Source organism: Bradyrhizobium ivorense (genome assembly GCF_900696085.1).
In the GTDB taxonomy this organism is placed as follows: domain Bacteria; phylum Pseudomonadota; class Alphaproteobacteria; order Rhizobiales; family Xanthobacteraceae; genus Bradyrhizobium; species Bradyrhizobium ivorense.
Genome location: NZ_CAADFC020000028.1, coordinates 202,164 through 219,329, shown reverse-complemented (window position 1 = coordinate 219,329; position 17,166 = coordinate 202,164). Strand labels below are relative to the sequence as shown.

The following is a 17,166-nucleotide window of genomic DNA, read 5'->3' as shown; positions in this document are numbered from 1 at the left end:
TTGATTCGCGATGCCGTTCGGCTCAGCGGCCGGCGACTGATTCGGCGGCCCTCGCCTTGTCTTTGGCTTTGCCGGCGGTTGCCTCGACGAACTTCCAGGCGTCGCGCAGTTCCGTAAGGCTGGCGATGATGCGGCGAAAATTCTCCTTCGCCTGCGGCCGGCCGTAGGAGCGCAGGCACGCCATGATCAGCGCGTTGTAGGTCCGGTACAGCCGGTCCGCCACCGCGCCGCCGCGCGCAAAATCGAGATTGTGGCTCAGCCCGCGCAGGATCGCGGTCGCGCGCGTCAGATAGGAGTGGCCCTCCTCGAAGCGCTTCGCCTCATGCGCCTCATGCGCCTTCTGCAGCAGGGTGATGGCGCCGTCGCACAGCATCACCACCGCTTTCAGCGGCGGCACCGCCACCGCGGCGGATCGATAGGCGTTGTTGGCGAGATAGGCAGTCGCGTTCTGTGTCATTAGCTGCTCGATGCTGCGTCCAGGAGGGCTTTCAGATAGCCCAGCGTGTTGTTGGCGCTTTCGATCGCCGCCTGATAGTTGGCGAATTGAACCTGCAGCTGCGCCTTGAAGGTCGCTGCATTGCTCTGGATGTCGTTGACCTGGCTCTGCAGGTCGGTGTCGCGCGACTGCAGGTTGGAGATCAGCGTCTGCAGCTGGCCGCTGCTTCCGGAGCTGGTATTCGCGAGCTGGTAGAGCTGGCTCGCCAGGCCCGAGGTCGACGTCACCGTGATCGACTGCGAGGTCGAGCCGGTGTAGCTGAACGCCATTCCGGCGTAGATCGTGCCGGCGTTGCCGATGATGGTGTTGCCAACCACGGAAAAGCCGGAACTGTCGCCGCCGATCGAGGCGCCGGTCAGCGTGCCGCTGGAATCGACCGTCACGTCGAGTGTGAACGATTGCGGCGAGGTGCCGGTGTTGATGACGCTGAGCTGGCTCGTCGAGGTGGTGGTTTGCGCCGACAGCAGCTTGGTGACGCCGGCAAGGTTCTGCGTCAGCACCGTCGACAGCGTCCCGGTGTCGAGCTCGAGCTCGTTGTTCTCGTTGAAGGACAGGCCGAGGTCGGCCATCGTCATGCCGCCCACCGAGCCGCTGAGCACCTGCTGCATCTGGGTCATGATGTCGCGCATCGTGCTGTCGCCGAACAGCACCGCGCTCGACGACGCGGTGCCGTCGGAGTTCTGCGCCGACTGCGCGATCACCTGATCGCGGAACGCATTGTAGTTGGTGACGAAGGTCTGCAGCGCCGAGGTGATCTGGCTGGTGTCGGTGCCGATGGTGACGTTCAGCGTGGTGCCGCTCGGCGTCGGCTGCAGCAGGTCGAAGGTGACGCCGGACAGCACGTCGGAAATGTCGTTGGTGTTGCGGGTGAGCGCGATGCCGTCGAGGGTGAATTTTGCGGGCTGCGAGGTCTGCAGCACGTTGCTGAACGCCCCAGACGAGTCGGTGACGCCGAGCTTGTTCAGGATATCGTCGCCCGAGGTCGACGAATAGCTGATGTCGGCGGCATCCTGCGTCCCGGTCAACACCAGCTGATACGATCCGCTCGACACCTGGACGATCGATGCCTCGACATTGGTGCTCGAGGTCTGGGCGTTGATGGCATCGACGATGTCCTGCATCGACATGCCGCTGGTGACCGTGACCGCCGTGCTGCTGCCGCCGGAAAGCCCCAGCGAGAAGGTTCCGGAATAGCCGAGATCGGCGGTGGAGCTCGACTGCGCGGTGCCGATCAGCTTCTGCGCGGTCGCGAGCTGGGTGATCTGGAGCGTATGGTTTCCGGTCGCCGAGCCGTTGTTGACGCTCATGTTGAGCGCCGAGGAGGCGCTGACGTCGCCGGTCGAGGAGATCGTGGCAGCGCGGGTCGCGAACGCGTTGGTCGCCAGCGAATTGATGATCGACGACGACAGCGACGACAGCCCGCTCGCCAACGTCGAAAGCTCGGTCTGCAGGGTCTGGTAGGCCGAGATCTTGGCCTCGTTCGCGGTGATGGTCGTGCTGATCGAGGTGGCCGCCGCCAGCTTGGCGTTGACTTCGGCCTCGATCAGCGCGTCCCAGTCGATGCTGGTCGAGTTGGTGGTGCCTGTCGTGGTCACCGTGCTGGCCGAGCTCGACGATGTCGTGCTGGTGCCTGTCGTGCTCGAGGTCGCGCTGCTTACCGTCATGTCAACACGCTTGCCGCGATGGGAATCGGGCCGCCAATCATGCCGGCCCGATCGCTGTTCTACGGATTAGCCGAGCAGCTTGAGCAGGTACTGCGGCATTTGGTTCGCGGCGGTTTCCGCCGACACCGCGGCCTGGGTCTTCACCTCGGCCGAGGACAGCGTCGCCTGCTCGGCGGCGATATCGACGTCCTTGATCGCCGAGTTGGCCGACTGCAGGTTCTGGGTCTGGGTCGAGATCGAGTCGGCGCTGAAGTTGAAGCGCGATTCCTGGGCGCCGATCTCGGCGCGCGCCGACGACACCGTGTCGATCGCAGAATCGAGCGCCGTCAGCGCGGCGGTGGCGTTGGCCAGGGTGTCGACGCCAAGCGACGTCACGCCGAGCGAGGACGCGGTCAGGCTGGACAGCGTGATCGTGATGGTGTCGGCCGCGGTCGAGCCGACCAGCACCGAGACGCCGGAGGAGAACACGCTGGAGCCATCGAGCAGGCTCTGGCTGCTGTAGCGGGTGCCGCTGGCGATCGAGTCGATTTCGCCCTTGAGCTGGGTGAATTCCGAGTTGATGTAGCCGCGGCTGGAATCGCTGACGGTGCCGGACGCCGATTCAGACGCCAGCGACTTCATGCGGGCCAGGATGTCGGAGATGTTGGAGGCGCCGCCGTCGGCGGTCTGCAGGATCGAGGTCGCCTGCGCGGCGTTGGTCGCGGCCTGCTGCAGCGTGGTGATGTCGGAGGAAATCCGGGTCGAGATCGCAAGACCCGCGGCGTCGTCGGATGCCGAGGTGATGCGCGAGCCGCTCGACAGCTTCGACAGCGCGCTGGTCTCCTGCTGCGAGTTGATGTTGAGATAGCGCACCGCGGAGTTCGCGGCGGTGTTGGTGGTGATTGCGGGCATGAGTAGCTCCTGTGCTGATGGGCATGGCATGCCGCATCGAGAAGAAGTGAGATGACGCGGATCCAGCCCCCGTCCGCCCGATCAAACGGGACGGCCGGCAGAGATCAGGCGCAGAATCGTCAGAAGCCGGAATTTTATGGTTAGCAGTCGGTAAACGCGCTGCGCAGGTCGCGCTCGTGCCGCCTGAGCATCTCGCGCAATTGTTGCCGCCCACGCTTGAGCAGCGACTCCACAGCGGCCACGGTGGTGTCCATCACGTCGGCGATCTCGCCGTTGCTCATGTTCTCATGATAGGAGAGGATCACCGCGACGCGCTGCTGCTCGGGCAGTTTCTGCATCGCGCCCTCCAAAAGATTGCCGATCTCGTTGCGCTCGATCACCGCACTGGCATCGAGCTGGCTGTCGGCAACTTCGGGTACGACGTCGACATTCTCGGTGCGCGGCTTGCGGCGCAGGTCGATGCAGCGGTTGCTGACGACGCGATAGAGCCAGGTCGAGAACTTGGCGCGGCCGTGCTGCCAACGCCCGCGATGCGTCCACACCTTGAGCATCGTGTCCTGCACCACGTCTTCGGCGTCCGCGGCGTTGCCGACGATGCGCAGCGCGATGGCATAGGCGCGATCGACATGACGTTCGACCAGACAACGAAACGCGACCTCGTCGCCGGTGGCGAGGCGGTCGAGCAGCTCCTTGTCTTCATCCACGATCTCGACCGTATCGAGCGGGCCCGCGTCCGCGACGGTCGGGACCTCGCTCCACGGCGCCGTCGCGTCCGGCGGCGCGGCCGCGGCCTTCGTGGCGTCGACCTCGGCCGCGGCCCTCACATCAAGCGCGTAACTCATGCCCCGCTCTCCAACCAGCGCCGATGGCACACACTCCATGCGGCTTCTGAGCGTTGAACGGTGCGGCCCGCCAAACCAGGCGACGATTTTTTGTTATTTTTCAAATGCTTAAGCGGATGTTTTTGCCGACCGCCCGGCAAAAGCTGCCGCTTCGCTGGCGCGAGAACAAAACATCGGCGTGGTTCGGAGCAGTCGTTTGGCATCGCTTCGCATTCTCGCGGAGAAGATGATCGCGTCGGAAAAACGTTGTTGTCACCTCAACTAGCGCCACGCGAACACATGCATGCGCGCGGCATGCGTTTGATCCGTCACCGCGTGGCCGCCATCTTGCATTCGATGATTGCGACTGGGCAATTTTTTCCGAATCAGCATTTCGACGTTATCGGATTTTTTGAATCTGTCAGTCGCCAAGCGCGCGATTTCGAATCTCGCATCGACTTTTTTGAACTAGCCGCGCCTGATTTGTCGCACGCGCGCGTTCAACGCATGAGGACTGGCGGGATTTTGCGCATGACGATCATGACGGTCGACGCGACGCGTCGAGCGCAGAATGTTTCTGCATGTTCATTCGATGTTTTCGATACGTTTCTGTTGCGCGCCTGCATGACGCCGGACGGCGTATTTGAAAGGGTTTTTCAGCTTTCGCGCATTGCTGAAAAATTTCAGAACATGTCGGTCAGTTTCGTTCAGCATCGAATCCAGGCTGAAGCGCGTGCACGCAAGCTCGCGGTCGAGCGTTGCGGCGCGGCGGAAGTCCACATCGCCGAGATCTATAAGTACTTTCCGTTCAGGCTGTTCGGGCTGACGCGTGACGCGTTGCAGGATCTCGCCGCGTTCGAATTCGAAGCCGAGCTCGAGCTGTGCCGCGTCAATCCGGAAATGATTCAGCAATATAACGATATGAAGCGCGGCGGTTTTCGCGTCGGCTTCATCTCGGACACCTACTGGAATGCCGCGCAGCTCGCGCGGCTGCTGCGCGCCTGCAGCCCCGGTCTGACCTGGGATTTCCTCTACGCCTCCTGCGATCACGGCAGCAGCAAGCGCGAGGCGCTGTTCAAAACCTATCTCGCCAAGCAAGGCATCGACGCGGCAAGCTCGTTCCACATCGGCGACAATCACGATGCCGATATCAAGGGCGCGCGCCGCCACGGCATCCGCCCGCGCTACTATCCGCAGGCAAGTGCTGCATTGGCCTCGAAGCTGAACCGCGAGACGTCGCTGTTCGAGCTGCTCTCCCCTGATCAACCATCGCGGCTCGATCACGGCGGGCGTACGCTGCGGCGCGCGGTGGCGGCGCAGAGCGCCGAGCATTCGCCGGGCTTCCGTCTCGGCATCACCGTGCTCGGTCCGGTGATGGCAGCGTTCGACGCATTCATCGAAGCAAGGCGCGCGGCGCTGGCCCATGAAGGCGCGCGGGTCGCGGTCGGCTTCCTGGGCCGCGACGGCTTTCTGCCGCATCGTGCCTGGCAGGCGGCCCATGACGGCAGCGGCGCCTATCTCGAGATCAACCGTCGCATCAGCCTGGTCGGATCGGCCGACACCCTCGAGCCGCTCTGCGAGCTGCTGAGGCGTGTGGTCAGGATCGACGCCGCGACCTTTGTCGATATCGTCAAGGTGCAGCCGCCGGCGGTGATGGCCTTCTTTGCGCAATTCCCGGACGGCATTGCCAGCGGCCGCGAGCTCGCCGATGCCCTGCCCGATCTGATGGGTGCGCGCGAGATCACCGAAATCGCCGCCGGCGTCCGCGCGCGGCTGCTCGCCTATCTGCGCGCGACGATCGCGGACTTCGACCGCTGCACCGATCTGATCCTGGTCGACCTCGGCTACTCCGCCAGCGTGCAGAAGTCGCTGCGGCGCATCTTCGATCTCGAGGGCATTCGGATCCGCCTGCACGGCGCCTATCTGCTGACGCTCGACGATGCGTTCGACGACATCGCCGATGACGATACCGCGGAGGGGCTGATCTCGGATCGCGTGGTCACGCCGCACGTCAAGCGCATGCTGATCCGCAACGTCGCGCTGCTGGAGCAGCTGTGCTGTTCCGCCGAGGGCTCGGCGCGCGACTATCGCGACGGCAAGGTGTTGCGCGAGGGTGACCAGCGCCCGGCCGCGCAGCTGGCGCTGACGGCCGAAATCCAATCGGGCGCACTGGCTTATGCCGCGCGGGCCCGCGAGCTCGCACCGCGCTACGCGCTGCAGCCCTACGCGGATCTCGCCGTCGCCGCGCGCTGGACCGCCGCTGTCCTGGGGCGGCTGCTACTGCTGCCCGATGACGACGAGCTCGCGCTGCTGGGCGGTTTCAGGCATGACGTCAATCTCGGCACCCAGGCGCTGGCGCCGCTGCTCGACGCCGGCTTCGTCAACGACGGCGTGATCGCGCGCGGTCTCGCCGCTGCCTGCACGGCGCCGGCGCCGCCGATGTGGCTGGCCGGCAGCTTTGCCGCCCTGTCGCCGTCGCACGGCTATCTCTACACGCTGTTCGGCGCCAACCGCCTGCCGGCGGACGTGTTCGGCGAGGCGCCATGCGGCACGCTGCAGGTCGGCCTGTTCCGCATCGACGGCCAGGCTTCGCTGGAAACCGTCACCGTCCATCGCACCGGGCTCGGCGAGCTTCGTGTCCGCATCCCGCTGTCGCGCCGCATGGCGGTCGCGACCATTGCGCTGCCGCTGGCAAATCTCGCGCGCGAAGGATTGCTCCACGGCGTCGTGGTCCAGTCCGGCGAGAGCGCCGCAACCGCCGCGGAAAACTCCAATGTGAAAGCGATTGCGGACGGGCAGCTCATCTACGCAGGCTTCGAGCGCAGCGGGCGCCACTTCCGTGCCGCCGGCGACGACGGCATGCTGCTGATCCCGGTCGGTCGCCTCGACGACGAGGTTGCGATCTTCACCATGGCGCTGACATCGCACAGCCACGACCGCATTCTCGCGCTCCAGGACCGCGGCGCCGATGCAGCGCCGGCGGCAACGCTGAGCTGGCGCAGCGCCGCCCGCTGATGGCATCACCGGCGATCGATTTCTCCGCCTGATCTCACCGCCCCGCCCGTTGAAGGTTAACGAGGGGCAGAGCGGGCATGACATCGGCTGACATGGCGCAAGCGGACAGCTTGCGGACGGATCTCGACCATCTGCTGTCGACGAACGGCATCCGGATGAACGCGGCCCAGCGCCGGCGGCTGACGTGGCTGGCGCAGAGGCTCGGACCTGTGGGCCTTCATCAGGACGGCTCGACTCTGGTCCGGGACAACGGCGTCATCATCGTCGTCGAACCGCCGAGCGGTCCCGCCGCCGAAACACTCTATCGGTCGCTGCGCGCCGACTGCGCCGTCGTTGTCCCGTTCGGCGAGAATCCGGCCTTCGATTTCCTCAAGTCCAAGCTGACCGACTTCGGCACGATCGGGCCGAGCCTCGATGGCCCGCATGAGATGTGGTGGGGCGGGATCAACTGGCGCGCGATCGCGCCTGACGACGACTGCCAGGCCGATGCGCCGCTGCGCGTGGTATCTTGCTATCCCCGTGCCCGCGGCGACGATTTTGCGCGCCGGCTTCGCGATGGGCTGGCCGAGTTCGAAATCGCCTGCGATGTAACGCCGATCGATACCGCGGATGGCGAGCGGATGGGTGCGGCCGAGAAGACCGCATTCATTCAGAAGATGTGGCACAAGCACCGCGAGCCGCTGCTCTTCGTCGAGGCCGACGCCATGCTCAGCGAGCCGCCGCTGCTGCCACTGCGGCTCGATTGCGACGTCGCGCTCCACAAGTGGAACCGATGGGAGATGTCGGCGCGCACGCTGTATCTCGGCCGCTCCACTGCAGCGGAGGCGCTGCTGCGCAACTGGCACCACATCGCGTCAGCCTATCCGACGGTCTGGGAAGGCTATCTGCTCGATCAGGCCTGGAGCCTGACGTCGTCGCAACTGCCGCTCGACACCGTCTGGCTGCCGCGCTCCTATCATGCGCCGGCCGAGGACGTCGGCACGCCCCGGCACACCACGATCGTTCACAGCCTGCCCGCGGACGGGAGCGATCTCGGGCCCGACGGCGAATTCGCCGTCGCGATGCGCGCCGCACGGCGCGCCAGCCGCAGCGGCGGCCGCGACGCCATGATTGTGCTCAACTCGGAGATTGCATCTGACGATGCGATCACCGTGATCATGCGCGACATCGCCACCAGTGATGCGCGCGAGATGGCCGACAGCATCGAGGCGGTGACGCGCGCATTCGCCGCCGACTGCGGCGGGTTCGGCCGGCTCGAGCTTGCGCTCTGCCCCTGGCAGGACGACATCCGCGCCGCAAAGTCGGCGGCACGGAGTGCCAACAACCGGATCATCGAGATTGCGCCATGGCAGGCGCTGCCGGCCGATCTGTTCCGCACCGTGGGACAATCCGGCGATGCTGGAAGCGTCGTCGTCATGGCCGGCCAGCGCGGCTGATTGTCGAACAGGAGAAGGACATCCATCATGAAGACCATTATCCTTCTCACTGGTGTCGCCAGCCAGCAATTCGCGCTCACCGAATTGCTGAAGGCGCACAATCCGGCGCTGGCGTTCCGCAGCGCGGTGACCGCCGAGGACCTCGCTGCGATCGAGCCCGAGCTGCTGCGCGAGGCCCGCCTGCTGGCGTTCACCACCAGCGTGATCGTGCCGGGCCGCATCCTCGCCGCGCTCGGCCACGGCGCCTACAATTTCCATCCCGGCCCGCCGCAATATCCCGGCTGGGCGCCGGCGCATTTCGCACTCTATGACGGCGCCCGGACGTTTGGCGCGATTGCTCATCTGATGGCGGAACGGGTCGATTCCGGCCCGATCGTCGGGGTCGAGTCGTTCATCATCCCCGACAAGATCGGCGTGCGCGGGCTCGAGCAGATCGCCTATGTGCGGCTGGCGCATCTGTTCTGGCGGATGTCGCGCGAGCTCGCCTGCGATGGCGCGCCGCTGGCCGAGCTGCCGATCGCCTGGTGCGGGATCAAGAGCACCCGGCAGATGTACCGCGACATGTGCGACCTCCCCGCCGGGATCGGCGCCGCCGAGCTGGCGCGCCGCGTTCGCGCCTTCCATGACGATTTTCGCGGGATTCCGCTGACCGTGTCCCTGCACGGCATCCGTTTCGAGCTGGCGACGCCGGCCAGGCAAGCGGAGGCGCCGCAGGTGGTCTCACCGCCGCTGGCTGCGGCGTCCTGATAGAAACCGCGATGGGACTGCGCCCCCTCTCCCCGTTCTTCACGGGGAGAGGGTTGGGGTGAGGGGCTGCCTCCGCATCAATGGCGGCAGTCGGATTCGCGGAGACTCCCCCTCACCCGGAACGCATCTGGCGATGCGTTCCGGCCTCTCCCCGCAGGCGGGGAGAGGCGAAAGGAGACCAGCTCTCGCTTCAACACAAGGCTATCCAGCGCGAGCAACGCGTTCCGTTTCGCTCACCGGAGCGTCTCGCTCCGTCCGCTCCAGGCTCGACTTGATCCCGAGCCGATCGAGCAGGTCGGCGTCGCGGTCGCGCTGCGGGTTGCGGGTGGTGAGCAGCACGTCGCCGATGAAGATCGAATTGGCGCCGGCGAGGAAGCAGAGCGCCTGCAATTCGTCGGTCATGTATTGCCGCCCGGCGGACAGCCGCACCACGCTCTGCGGCATCATGATGCGGGCGACCGCGACCAGGCGCGCGACCGCGATCGGATCCGGCCGCTTCGCCGTCTCGTTCACGGGCACGCCCTCGACCCGGTTCCAGAGGTTGATCGGCACGCTCTCCGGATGGACCGGCATATTGGCCAAGAGCACCAGCATGCCGAGCCGGTCGGTGACCTGCTCACCCATGCCGATGATGCCGCCGCAGCAGACCTTGATGCCGGCCGCGCGCACATGGCTCAGCGTATCGATGCGATCCTGCAGCGTGCGCGTGGTGATGATCTGGTCGTAATACTCCGGCGAGGTATCGACGTTGTGATTGTAGAAATCGAGCCCAGCGTCGCGCAGCCGGCCGGCCTGGGCCGGCGTCAGCATGCCGAGCGTCACGCAGGTCTCCATGCCCAGACCCTTGACCGCGCTGACCATCTCGCAGACCTGGTCGAGATCGCGATCCCTGGGATTGCGCCACGCTGCGGCCATGCAGAAGCGCTCGGCGCCGGCGTCCCTGGCGCGCCGGGCGGTCGCGATCACGTCCGCCTGGTCCATCAGGCGCGTCGCCTTCAGGCCGGTGTCGTAATGGGCGCTCTGCGAGCAATAGCCGCAATCCTCCGGGCAGCCGCCGGTCTTGATGCTGAGCAGGCTCGCGGTCTCGACACGATTGGGATCGAAGTTGGCGCGATGGATGGTCTGGGCACGAAACACCAGGTCGGAGAACGGCAGCTCGTAAAGGCGCTCCGCCTCGGCGCGGCTCCAGTCGTTGCGAACGGAAACGCTGCCGCCCTGTTTTGCGCCGTCATTGTCGATCATCACGCTCATTCTCCGATTTCAGCATTCACGCCCTCGGCACTGACCGCCGGGGCGAATGCATCTGATCGGGAGATATGCGTCCATTCCATGGCGCGAGTCCATCAGCGCCGTGGGACAGCTGGCATGCGGCCATCATCACGCAGGCTCGTGATGCGGTATTATCTGACGGCCGGATGCCAGGACCGGATGTCAAGACCGCATGCCGGGCTTGCCGGGTTGCTCAGCAACCGCGGCAGATCGATCCCTCGAGCATCTTTTGCAGCCGCGCGTCGTCCCGATCGATCGCGGGGTTGGTGCCGAGCGGCGGCCCTTTCATCGGATGGCCGTTGCCGAAATCGGATCCTGGCAGCGCCGTGCCCAGAGAATTCGTTCCCGGCCTCGCCGCGCTGGTCCCCAGCGCACCGCCCATCGACATATGTGATCCCATGCCGCCCATGCCCCCTCGGGCAAACGCGGCCGTGCCCGACAGGGCGAGGCTGGCGACGACGCAGAGAACAGAGAGACCTTTCATGCTTCACACTCCACATGTTGAGTTGTCTTGAAGCGGGATGCCGGAGCTCTCAGCAAATCTGAGCGTCATCGCCATGGTCGCAGACTCCGCCCGGCTGATCGGTCGGCGCTTCGGAATGCGCGCTCACGGACGGTGCGGGAATCCAGAGACGTCCGCCGAAGCAGCGCTCCACCGCGGAGAGGCCGTTAGCGGTCCGCGCCGCAATGCCGCGCGCGGCTGCACAGTTTTCGCGGGCGCTGACCGGCGCCGCAAAAGCGGCGGCAACGATCAGCCCTGCAGACAACAGCTTGAATGTCGTCATCACACTTCTCCCTTGCAGATGACAGGCCAAGAACACTTGGCTCTGCAGGAGAGGTGCGCACTGGCATGACGGATCCAAATGCAACCCTGGTCACGGCCGCTCAATGCGCGGTGATCGTGATGGCCGGCGAGGCATTCACCGCGCGGCCACGCATCGGCCGCGGCCTAAAGCGCGATGAGATTAGGTTGAATCACCATCGCGCCTTAGCTCTTTGTTCGAGCATGATCTCCGCGCAAACGCGTTCCGCGTTTGTCGCGAGGGAAAACCGCTTCACATTTTTCCGGATCATGCTCTAGGTCGTCTGCGGCTTGCCGACAGCAACCCTGCTGTTCTCAGCCAGATTCAGCATCGGGTTGAGAATCACCTGGTCGCCCGGCTTGACGCCATCATGCACCTCGACCTCGGTGCCGAAATCACGCGCGATCGAAATCTTCTGCAGATGAACATGGCCGTCGCGAACCACCGCCACATGCAGTCCGTTCGCATCGAACACGACGGCGTCGGCCGGCACGATCATCGACGGCGTCCTCTGCGGGATGAACAGCTCGACGGTGCAATAGATGCCCGGCTGCAGCGCGCCGTCCGGATTGGGCACGTCGATCTCGGTCAGCAAGGTCCGGCTGCCGGGCTGCAGCGCGGTCGCGATGCGCGTCACCTTGCCCGGAAACGTCCGGTCGGGGATTTCGGGCACACGCACGACGGCGTCGACGCCCGGCGCCACGCCGAACGCCTCGTCCTGCGGCACGAACACCTGGGTGCGGATCACGTTGGCACGCATCAGCGTGAACATGAAGGTCGATCCGGACTGCACCAGGCTGCCATTATCGACATTGCGCTGGGTGATCACGCCGTCGAACGGCGCCACCACGCGCTGGTAGGCCTTCTGCTGCTCGAGCACCTTGATCTGGGCCTCCTGGACCGCAATGTTGGACAGCGCCGCGCCCTCCGCGGCCTGCTGTGCCCGCAGCGTCAAGCGATCGTTGTCGCCCTGCTGTGCGGTTAACCATCCCTGCTTGACCAGCTTGCTGTCGCGCGCATTGGTCACTTCGGCGAGCTCGCGGCTGGCCTGCGTCTGGTGCAGGGTCCCCTGGCTCTGCGCCAGCGCGGCCTGCGCCTCGGCGATCTGATGATCGACCTCGGGTGCAACGATTTCGGCGAGCAGTTGCCCCGCCTTGACGTGATCGCCGATGTCGACGTAGCGCTTCTCGATATAGCCGCTGGTCCGGGCAAAAATGTTGGCGGCCTCGAACGCCGCCGTGGTGGCCGGCAGGCTGACCTGCATCTTGCTGGCGCTGGCGCGGACGGTGGCGACCCGCACCTCCGGCACCATGTCACGCGCCTCCCGGGCCGTGGCGGCGACCGCGCGTCCGGCCTCGTAGTGACGCCAGCCGCCGGCACCCAGGCCGGCGGCGAGCAGCAACAGCACGGTCGCGCCGAGCACCGGTCCGCCATATCGGCGTGGCGGCTCTCCTTCCGTCCGCAACAACGGCGCGCCGGAGTCGGACTCCCGATCAGGCACCTGCGTGATGTCGTCAGGTCGTAGCTCGATCTCGGTCATTGCTGCTCTTCCTCGAATACACCATGGTGCGGCTTGCCGTCATTGCCCTTGCGCAGCATGGCAAACAAATAGGGCACGACGAGCAATGTCGTCGGCGTTGCGAACAGCAATCCGCCGATCACGGCCCGTGCCAGCGCCGCGTTCTGCTCCTCGCCAGCGCCGCCGATCGCCATCGGGATCATGCCAACGATCATCGCCGCGGCCGTCATCAGCACCGGACGAATCCGGGTGTGGCCGGCGCTCAGTGCCGCCTCGAAGGCCGAGTGTCCCTTCAGCTGCTGCTCGCGCGCGAACGTCACCAGCAGGATCGAATTGGCGGAGGCGACACCGACCGACATGATCGCCCCCATCAGCGACGGCACGTTCAGCGTCGTGCCGGTGATGAACAGCATGGTGACGATGCCGCAGAGCGTCGCCGGCAGCGCCAGGATCACCACGAAGGGATCGCCAAAACTCTGATAGTTCACGACCATCAGGAGATAGACAAACACCGCCGCGAACACGAGGCCGATGCCGAGATCGCGGAAGGACTCGTTCATGCTCTGGATCTGGCCGACGACCTGGATCGAATTGCCCGGCTTCAGGCTCTTCTGCAGCTCGGTCGTGACCTTCTGGATGTCGGCGGCGACGCCGCCGAGGTCGCGGCCCTGCACGCTGGCGTAGACGTCGAACACCGGCTGGATGTTGCTCTGGTTGGCGTTGGTCGGCACCGTGTCGCGCTTGAAGGTCGCGACATTGCTGAGCATGCCGGGGACGGTCTGACCGCTGGCCGCGAGCGAGGTGGATACCGGCGTATTGGCCAGCGCGTTCAGCGAGTTGACCTTGTACTCGGGCGTCTGCACCGCGAGGTAGTACGGGATTCCAGAGGCAGGGTCGGTCCAGAAGTTCGGCGACACCTGCACCGACGAGCTGAGGCTGACATTGACATTGGTCGCCACCGTGCTTGCGTTGAGGCCGAGCTGGGCCGCGCGGGTCCGGTCGATGTCGGCAAAGAAATCCGGGCCGTCGACCTCCTGCTGGAGATGGGCATCGACGATTCCGGGAATGGCGCTGAGCCGCTTCCGGAGCTGCTGCGCCACCGACAAATTGTTGGTCCCGTAGCCGACGGTGCGGACGTCGATCTGCGCCGGCAGGCCGAAGTTGAGGATTTGCGTGACGATATCCGCCGCCTGGAAGTAGAAGGTGTCCTCGGGAAAGGTCTGCGGCAGCACCTGACGCAGCGTCTTGATGTAGTCGGCGGTCGGCTTGTGGCCGTCCTTGAGCGAGACCAGGATGACACCGTCATTGACCCCGATCGTCGAGCCGTCCGCGAAGGCCAGATTGTAGGCCCGCGCCGGCAGCCCGATATTGTCGACGATGAGCGCACGATCCTTTTCCGGAATTACCTCGCGGATCTTGTCTTCGACCTTCTGAAAGATCGCCTCCGTGCTCTCGATCCGAGTCCCCGCCGGCGCACGGACGTGAAGCTGGATCTGCCCGCCGTCGATCAGCGGGAAGAAGTCCCGCCCCACCAGGCTCAGCATCGTCACACCGAGGCCAAGGATCAGCGATGCAGCGATCGGCACGATCGCCTTGCGTCGCAGCAGCAGGGCCAGCAGCGTGGCGTAGCCGCCGCGCAGCCGGTCGAAACCGCGCTCGAACGCCGCGGAGATTCGCCCGAACAGGCCAACCGGGACCTCGCCGTGGGCGTGAGGGCGTTCGCTTTTGAGGAGCAGTCCGATGGTGATCGGCGTCAGGGTTCTGGACAGGCCGTAGGAGGCGAGCATCGCGAACACCACGGCGAACCCGAGCGGTGTGAACAGGTACTTGGCGGGTCCCTCGAGAAACACCACGGATGTAAACACGCAGCTGATGGCAAGCGTCGACACCAGGGTCGGCACCGCGATCTCGGCCGCGCCGTGCAACGTGGCGTCCGCCAGCGACATCCCCTCCTCGGTCCACAGCCGATGGGTATTCTCGATCGTCACGGTCGAGTCGTCGACCAGGATGCCGACCGCCAGAGCGAGGCCGCCCAGCGTCATCGTGTTCAGCGTCTCGCCGAGGAAGTAGAGCACGACGAGCGAGGACAGGATGGCCAGCGGGATCGAGATCATGACCACCAGCGTCGACCGCCACGATCCCAGGAACAGCAGGATCATCATAGCGGTCAGTCCGGCGGCGATGGCGCCCTCGCGGAGCACGCCGTTCACCGAGTTGGTCACGAACACCGACTGATCGAACAACTCGGTGATCTTGAGCCCCGCCGGGGCGGCGGCGCGCACCGCGGTCAGCGCCTTCTTGACCCCGTTGACCACGGCCAGCGTCGACGCGTTGCCGTTCTTGATGATGCTGAGCAGGACCGAACGCCGGCCGTCCTCGCGGACGATGTTCTGCTGCACCATCGATCCGTCCCGCACCTGTGCCACGTCCTTGAGCAGAACGGTCGCGCCATTGGCGAACTTGACCGGGATATTGTTGAGATCGTCGATCGATGACGGCGTCGCATTGGTGCGGACGGTATACTGCAGATCGCCCATCTTCGCGGTGCCGGAAGGGAGCGTCAGGTTCTGCGTGTTGACCGCGTTGACGATGTCGAGCGGCGTCAGCCCGCGAGCCAAGAGCTTGTCGGGATCGATGTCGACCATGATCTGGCGATACTTGCCGCCGGCCGGCGTCGGCAGCGTGACGCCGGGCACCGGTGCGAGCTGCTGGCGAACACGATAGATGCCGAAATCATAGAGCTGCTGCTCGTTCAGTTTGTCGGACTTCAGGCTGAGCTGCAGCACCGGAACGCTGGACGCGTTGAACTGCACGACGATCGGCGGCTGAATGCCCGGCGGCAATAAAGATCGGATCGAGTTCGTGGCCGAGACGATCTGGGCAATGGCGAGGTCGAGGTTGACGTCGGGCTGGAAGTAGATCTTCTGCACCGACAGACCGTTAAGGGTCTGCACCTCCATATTCTTGATGCCGCTGACATTGGAGCTGATCGAATATTGGCTGTAGGTGCTGACGCGCTGTTCCATCTCCGGCGTAGAGAGGCCGGTGTATTGCCAGATCACGGTCACGACCGGGATACGAATTTCGGGAAAGACATCCGTCGGCATCGACCAGAGCGCGGCGCCGCCGAGGAACAGGATCAGCGCCGCAACGACATAGAACGTGTGCGGAAATCGTAGCGCGAAACGGACAATTCCCATTCCTCAATTCCTGACGGCACGCGGTTGAGCGGAGCTCCCTTGACATGCTGCCGGGGGCCGTCCTGCTCAAGTAAAAACGAATTCAGAGCTTGCGACCTGGCATGACGAAGCTGTTATTCGTCCTGCCGTCATTTCGGCGTCGAGCGGCCGTGATCGACGCTGCTCACTTGCTCAAGCACGGGTGAGCATCATGCTCGAGCCCCGCGTCTTGCCGTCAGCACAGCTCCGGCCGCGCCTGGAAACGCTCCGTTGCAGCGGAAATCGTGGCGCGTTTCACCTTGGCGAATGCACTGGTCTCGATCTGGCGCACCCGCTCGCTCGAAAGCGACAACTCGCTCCCCAGCTCTTCGAGCGTCAATGGCTGCTCCACGAGCCGCCGCGCCTCGAACACGCGCCGCTCACGCGCGGTCAACACATCGAGAGCGGCATGAAGCGCCTTCGATCGCTGCGCCGCTTCGTCATACTCGGCAACGACCGTCTCGGAGTCCGGCGACCCGTCGGGGAGCATCGCTTCCCATTCCATGGACTGATCCTCGTCGCCGAACCTGACATTCAGCGACAGGTCGCCGTGCAGTCGGGTATCCATTTCGACCACATCGCGCGCGGTGACATCGAGCCGCTCTGCGATGGTCTGGGCTGCTTCCGGCGTGAGCGCGGCTCCCCGACCCGTGAGGGCTCTCATCTCGCTGCGAAGCCGGAAGAACAGCTTCTTCTGGGCCGCGGTTGTGCCGATCTTCACCAGCGACCAGGACCGCAGGATGTAATCATGGATGGTGGCCTTGATCCACCACATAGCATAGCTCGAGAAGCGCGAGCCGCGCCCGGGTTCGAAACGTCCCGCGGCGATCACCAGACCGAGGTTCGCTTCGGCGATCAGGTCGGCGATCGGAAGGCCGTACCCCTTGTATTGCCGCGCTATCTTTGCAGCGAGGCGAAGATGGCTCGTGATCAGTTCGTCCGTTGCGCGCCTGTCGCGACGTTCCTGCCAATTGCGCGCGAGCTGCTGCTCGCGACCGGCTTCCAGCAGGTCGAAGCGCCTGATGGCCGCGGAATAGCTGTTGAAGAAATCCGCCGATTGAGGCCCTGTCGCACCAACGACGCTGGCAGTCATGACTACGCTCTGGCTCTGCATCTGCTGCTCCCACATTTGAGGTCCGGCCCCAAGACTGTAGGTCTGCGCGTTGCGGTGAGCCCACTAAATAGAAATTAAGAAATCTGAATTCGCGTTTAGACGGCGGCAGCCTTCCATTCCACCGAAGGCAGCCTTCCATTTCACCGAATTCGTGCCGCGCCGAACCCTAAATC

General features: G+C 64.9%; 14 protein-coding genes. 4 read left to right on the top strand and 10 right to left on the bottom strand.

Features of this window, described 5'->3' with window-relative positions:
* Positions 1-22 precede the first annotated feature (22 nt).
* The 4 genes from CI41S_RS32155 to CI41S_RS32140 form a co-directional block, all read right to left on the bottom strand.
* Positions 23-457, bottom strand: a complete 435-nt coding sequence (locus CI41S_RS32155) for a flagellar export chaperone FliS (RefSeq protein WP_139863121.1) — start codon at positions 455-457, stop codon at positions 23-25.
* Entirely contained in the window at positions 457-2,160 is a 1,704-nt protein-coding gene (gene fliD / locus CI41S_RS32150) for a flagellar filament capping protein FliD (protein ID WP_139863120.1), read from the bottom strand. Before fliD ends, CI41S_RS32155 begins: the two co-directional genes overlap by 1 nt.
* A gap of 66 nt (positions 2,161-2,226) precedes the next feature.
* Positions 2,227-3,051, bottom strand: coding sequence for a flagellin (locus CI41S_RS32145; protein WP_139863119.1), 825 nt, complete (start codon positions 3,049-3,051; stop codon positions 2,227-2,229).
* 140 nt (positions 3,052-3,191) lie between these two features.
* Complete coding sequence (locus tag CI41S_RS32140) at positions 3,192-3,893, bottom strand: RNA polymerase sigma factor (RefSeq protein WP_139863118.1); 702 nt, start codon at positions 3,891-3,893, stop codon at positions 3,192-3,194.
* Positions 3,894-4,562: 669 nt separating this feature from the next.
* On the opposite strand from CI41S_RS32140, the gene CI41S_RS32135 reads away from it, so the two are divergent.
* The 3 genes from CI41S_RS32135 (at position 4,563) to CI41S_RS32125 (ending at position 9,070) form a co-directional block, all read left to right on the top strand.
* Positions 4,563-6,887: a hypothetical protein gene (locus CI41S_RS32135; protein WP_347339277.1), complete on the top strand. Its 2,325-nt coding sequence runs from the start codon at positions 4,563-4,565 to the stop codon at positions 6,885-6,887.
* A gap of 77 nt (positions 6,888-6,964) precedes the next feature.
* The gene (locus tag CI41S_RS32130) at positions 6,965-8,323 is read left to right on the top strand and encodes a hypothetical protein (protein ID WP_139863116.1); all 1,359 of its coding nucleotides are present in this window, start codon (positions 6,965-6,967) and stop codon (positions 8,321-8,323) included.
* Positions 8,324-8,347: 24 nt separating this feature from the next.
* The gene (locus CI41S_RS32125; protein WP_139863553.1) at positions 8,348-9,070 is read left to right on the top strand and encodes a formyltransferase family protein; all 723 of its coding nucleotides are present in this window, start codon (positions 8,348-8,350) and stop codon (positions 9,068-9,070) included.
* Positions 9,071-9,271: 201 nt separating this feature from the next.
* Here the strand turns inward: CI41S_RS32125 and bioB are convergent, their stop codons facing one another.
* The 3 genes from bioB to CI41S_RS32110 all read right to left on the bottom strand — a co-directional run bounded on the left by bioB (position 9,272) and on the right by CI41S_RS32110 (position 11,124).
* Positions 9,272-10,321, bottom strand: coding sequence for a biotin synthase BioB (gene bioB / locus CI41S_RS32120; protein WP_139863115.1), 1,050 nt, complete (start codon positions 10,319-10,321; stop codon positions 9,272-9,274).
* A 211-nt stretch (positions 10,322-10,532) separates the two neighbouring features.
* Positions 10,533-10,823 (bottom strand): hypothetical protein, encoded by a 291-nt coding sequence (locus tag CI41S_RS32115; protein ID WP_139863114.1) that lies wholly within the window; start codon positions 10,821-10,823, stop codon positions 10,533-10,535.
* A gap of 49 nt (positions 10,824-10,872) precedes the next feature.
* Complete coding sequence (locus tag CI41S_RS32110; RefSeq protein WP_139863113.1) at positions 10,873-11,124, bottom strand: hypothetical protein; 252 nt, start codon at positions 11,122-11,124, stop codon at positions 10,873-10,875.
* A 65-nt stretch (positions 11,125-11,189) separates the two neighbouring features.
* Here CI41S_RS32110 and CI41S_RS32105 point away from each other — a divergent pair, with 65 nt between their 5' ends.
* A complete protein-coding gene (locus tag CI41S_RS32105) occupies positions 11,190-11,420 on the top strand; it encodes a hypothetical protein (RefSeq protein WP_139863112.1) in 231 nt (76 codons plus the stop codon).
* On the opposite strand, the gene CI41S_RS32100 is transcribed toward CI41S_RS32105, so the two are convergent.
* From CI41S_RS32100 to rpoH, 3 genes are all read right to left on the bottom strand, one after another.
* Positions 11,417-12,682 (bottom strand): efflux RND transporter periplasmic adaptor subunit, encoded by a 1,266-nt coding sequence (locus tag CI41S_RS32100; RefSeq protein WP_139863111.1) that lies wholly within the window; start codon positions 12,680-12,682, stop codon positions 11,417-11,419. The genes CI41S_RS32105 and CI41S_RS32100 overlap by 4 nt on opposite strands.
* On the bottom strand, positions 12,679-15,861 hold the full coding sequence (locus tag CI41S_RS32095) for an efflux RND transporter permease subunit (RefSeq protein ID WP_139863110.1): 3,183 nt from the start codon (positions 15,859-15,861) through the stop codon (positions 12,679-12,681). The genes CI41S_RS32100 and CI41S_RS32095 overlap by 4 nt, the downstream gene beginning before the upstream one ends.
* Before the next feature lie 214 nt (positions 15,862-16,075).
* Positions 16,076-16,972, bottom strand: coding sequence for an RNA polymerase sigma factor RpoH (gene rpoH, locus CI41S_RS32090; protein ID WP_172628271.1), 897 nt, complete (start codon positions 16,970-16,972; stop codon positions 16,076-16,078).
* Positions 16,973-17,166: the final 194 nt, after the last annotated feature.